The organism is Acinetobacter sp. YH01019 (assembly GCF_013420285.1).
In the GTDB taxonomy this organism is placed as follows: domain Bacteria; phylum Pseudomonadota; class Gammaproteobacteria; order Pseudomonadales; family Moraxellaceae; genus Acinetobacter; species Acinetobacter gandensis.
The window spans coordinates 1-1,304 of sequence record NZ_VOYM01000185.1; the positions used below are offsets into that span (position 1 = coordinate 1).

1 protein-coding gene is annotated in these 1,304 nt (G+C 37.8%); it reads left to right on the forward strand.

What is annotated here, in order from left to right:
* Positions 1 to 134 precede the first annotated feature (134 nt).
* Entirely contained in the window at positions 135 to 1,103 is a 969-nt protein-coding gene (locus tag FTT84_RS17840) for an MBL fold metallo-hydrolase (RefSeq protein WP_180082036.1), read from the forward strand.
* Positions 1,104 to 1,304: the final 201 nt, after the last annotated feature.

Here is a 1,304-nt window from a genome sequence, read left to right on the forward strand (position 1 = left end):
GTACATAGTGCACTAGGTTATGTATCACCTTTTGATTTTGAAGCAATGTACTATGATAAGATTAACCCGTTAGGTCAGGTGGCCTAACTTAAATAAAAAAGTCTCCGACAAACCCGGTACGGTTCAACAAAACTATGACAACGTTCAAACCATTATTTCTCTTATTCACTCTAAGTACTACAAACAACATCACTCAAGCAACTGAATCGACAATCACCCAACAAAAACAAGTCGCTGGCTACTACCATCACCAAATCGGCAACACCCAAATCACTGCCCTACTCGATGGTACAAATTATCTCAATCCATCATTATTTAAAGGCTTAAGCGACAGCGAAAAAACTGACATTTTAAAGAAATACGCTGCAATCAATGACAAAGGCATACAAACCTCAGTCAATGCCTTTCTTATTCATACAGGCAATAAACTCATTATGGTGGATAGCGGTGCTGCAAGCTGCTTTGGCACACATCTCGGTTCGATCTATAACAACTTGAAAGCATCAGGCTATCAGCCTATGCAAGTAAATGACATTTACCTAACCCACTTACACCCTGACCATGTTTGCGGTATTTCAAATAATGGTGTCGCAAACTACCCAAATGCGACACTGCATATTGCAAAAACTGAATACGATTACTGGCTTAATCCGAATACAGTAAATACGCTACCGAAAGAAAACCAAGAAAAATTCTTAGCTACAGTTGAGAAAATTAAAGCTGCGCTTGCACCTTATGATAAAGCCAAAAAAGTAAAAGTCTTTTCAGATAAATCTTTGGCCTTTGGTTATATTCAGTTTAAACCCGCTTTTGGTCATACCCCCGGACATTACAGCTTTAAACTGAAAACAGAAGGCGCAGACGTTGTATTTATTGGTGATATCGTGCATTCACATTCATTGCAGTTTGAACAACCCAAAACCACTGTAGATTTTGATATTGACTCTAAAGCTGCGGTAGAAACCCGTCTTAAACACTTCGCAGAATATGCTAAAGAAGGTCAGCTGATTGCCGCACCACATTTACCCTTCCCCGGCCTAGGTCATATTTATACTAAAGATGGAAAAAGCTATCAATGGATTCCCGTTCATTTTAAAGATTGATAGAAAAAAGCACGGTGTAAACCGTGCTTTTTCAATACAATAAAATCAAAACAATATAGATGATAAAAATGAAAGGTGGTGTTTCAAAAAGTATGCTGAAAAAAAGCAGGTTGGATTTTGATAAAATAGAGAAATGCGAATAACTCTAGAAATCAAGTGTCCAGCCTGCCTAAGTGACAGTATAAAGAAAAATGGCATAAA

Excerpts from the sequence above, each read along its gene's own strand:
- FTT84_RS17840 (WP_180082036.1), top strand. The coding sequence starts at position 135 with ATGACAACGTTCAAACCATTATTTCTCTTATTCACTCTAAGTACTACA.